Origin of the sequence: Photorhabdus australis DSM 17609, from assembly GCF_000711895.1 — a bacterium.
Taxonomy (GTDB): Bacteria; Pseudomonadota; Gammaproteobacteria; order Enterobacterales; family Enterobacteriaceae; genus Photorhabdus; species Photorhabdus australis.
This window is the reverse complement of the sequence record NZ_KL543991.1, coordinates 10,708-12,927: the sequence shown is the minus strand read 5'-3', so window position 1 is coordinate 12,927 and position 2,220 is coordinate 10,708. Positions and strand designations below refer to the sequence as shown.

The following is a 2,220-nucleotide window of genomic DNA, read 5'->3' as shown; positions in this document are numbered from 1 at the left end:
CACGACCGAAGTGGTGACGGTGCCGCAGGTTTACGCCCGCGTCCGTCCGGGCGACCTGCGCAGTGACGGCGCCTTGCTGGCCGGGAATAGCGTGGCCCTTAACAGTCAGGGCGATATCACCAACAGCGGCACGATAAGCGGGCGTGACGTCACCCACCTGACGGCCAACAATCTGACCAACAGCGGCTTTATTCGCGGCGGCAAAGTGGATGTGACGGCCCAGCAGACTATTACCAACCGGGGCGGCCAGATTCAGGGCGATGACCGGGTGAGCTTGCGAGGCCGCGATATCACCAGTGCTTCGACGGTGCGCGGGGATGAGGCGAACCGTTGGCTGGACCGCCCGGCGGGCATCTATGTGCAGAACGATAACGGCACCCTGTCGCTGAGCGCCATCAACAATGTGCAATTAACCGCCAGTGAGGTGAAAAACGCCGGAAAAGACGGTCACACCGGGATAACCGCCGGCCATGACCTGACGCTGGACACCGTAAGCACGCGCCGCACAGAACAGGGTGACTGGGGGAAAGAGAACTATCGCCATCTGACCCAGCAACAGGATATCGGCAGCCAGATAACCGGCGCCGGGGAGGTGACCCTGCAAGCCGGGCAGGATTTGAACGCCACCGCCGCCCATGTCAACGCCGGTCAACAACTGACGGCGCAGGCCGGCAATAACCTGACGCTGACCACCGGGACGGCTTCATCCGATTTAGTGGAGCACAGTAAACAAACCAACAAAAGCTGGCTGTCGACATCGTCAGTGGCAACCCACGACGAAGTGCATGACCAACAGGCGTTGAGTACCACATTCAGCGGCGATAAGGTCAATCTCCAGGCCGGAAAAGACCTGCATATCCGCGGCAGTCACGTCGCCGGTACGCAGGACGTCAGCCTGAACGCGGGCCATCAGCTCACCGTCACCACCGCCGCGGAAGCGCACGATGAAACCCATTGGCGGCAGGAGAAAAAATCCGGCCTGATGGGCACCGGGGGGCTTGGTTTTACCGTCGGCAAGGCCAGCCAGAAAATCACGACTGACCGTGACAGCCAGCTGAATAAAGGCAGCACGGTCGGCAGCAGCCAGGGTAACGTGACCCTCAACGCAGGAGAACAGCTCCGGGTTCACGGCAGCGAGGTGATTGCCGGTCAAGACCTGACGCTGACCGGTCAACAGGTCACTGTCACCAGCGCGGAAAATAATCACACCGTGTTGACGAAAACCGAACAAAAACAGAGTGGTTTAACCGTGGCGCTCAGTGGCGCCGCAGGTGGGGCCGTCAACAGCGCAGTGCAAACGGCCCATGAAGCACAACAGACGGCAGACCCGCGTCTCAAAGCGTTACAGAATACTAAAGCCGCCCTGAACGGGGTGCAAGCGGTGCAGGCGGGCCGACTGGCGGCAGCGCAGGGCAGTGACGAAAAAGGCAATAACAATCTGGCTGGGGTTAGCCTGTCTTACGGTCGCCAGTCTTCCCGTTCAGAACAGCAGCACCGCCAGACCACCCAACAGGGCAGCCACCTCACTGCCGGGGATAACCTGACGATAACGGCTCACGGGGATAGCAAAGGTCCATCAAATCAAAGCGGTGATATCCGTATTCAGGGCAGCCAGTTACAGGCGGGTAAAGACCTGCAACTGAATGCTCACCGGGATATTCAGCTCTCATCCAGCCAGAACAGCGAGCAGACCACCGGCAAAAACAGCCACCACGGCAGCTCGCTGGGCGTGGGCCTGACCGCCGGCCCGGGCAGCACCGGCTTGACGGCGTCGGCCAATGTCAGTCGGGGTAACGGCCATGAAAACGGCAACAGCGTCAGTCACACTGCCACCACGTTACAGGCGGGACAAACTGTCGGGCTGAACAGTGGCCGGGACACCACGCTCAAAGGGGCTCAGGTCAGCGGCGAACAGATAACTGCCGAGGTGAAACGTCATTTGACCTTCAGCAGTGAGCAGGACAGCCAGCGCTATGACAGTCAGCAACACCATGCCAGCGCGGGCGTCAGTGCCACGGTGGGGCCGAAGCCGGACGGCACATTAAGCCTGAATGCCAGCCGCAGCAAGCTGCACAGCAACTCTGACAGCGTGCAGGCGCAGACCGGACTGTTTGCCGGCAAAGGCGGCTATCAGGTTCACGTCGGCGACCACACCCAGCTGGACGGCGCGGTGATAGCGAGCCAGGCCGACAAAGCCAACAACACCCTCAACACCGGCAC

1 protein-coding gene is annotated in these 2,220 nt (G+C 60.9%); it reads left to right on the top strand.

Features of this window, described 5'->3' with window-relative positions; translation table 11 throughout:
- The coding region (locus tag BO26_RS21390; protein ID WP_036775009.1) for a hemagglutinin repeat-containing protein at nucleotides 1-2,220 on the top strand (2,220 nt) is incomplete at both ends.